Source organism: Bacteroides muris (ex Afrizal et al. 2022), from assembly GCF_004793475.1.
GTDB lineage: Bacteria > Bacteroidota > Bacteroidia > Bacteroidales > Bacteroidaceae > Bacteroides > Bacteroides muris.
In genome coordinates, this window is record NZ_SRYZ01000146.1 from 1 (window position 1) to 321 (window position 321).

General features: G+C 48.9%; 1 pseudogene. It reads left to right on the forward strand.

The window, feature by feature from the left end:
• Nucleotides 1–321, forward strand: a pseudogene (locus E5355_RS19275) (site-specific integrase); the annotation flags it as partial.

A 321-nucleotide genomic window follows, 5' to 3' on the forward strand; every position in this document is an offset into this window, starting at 1 on the left:
AGAGCAAGGAAGCGGTGGAAACCAATGCCAGGATTGAAAAACTGCTGTTGGCGGTAAACGCCGCATTCGACAGCCTTGTATCCCGTAAGGTCGGTTTTGACGCCACCGATGTGAAGAATCATTTCCAAGGCAGCATGGAAACGCAGATGACTCTCATGAAAATGACAGATGCAATCTGTGACGACATTAAGGCACGTATCGGCATAGACCGTGCGAAAGGGACTTATCCCGGTTATCACTATATGCGGCTGACACTCGGGGAGTTTATCGAAACCAAGTACAAGGTCAAGGATCTGGCTTTCGGACAATTGACGGAACAGT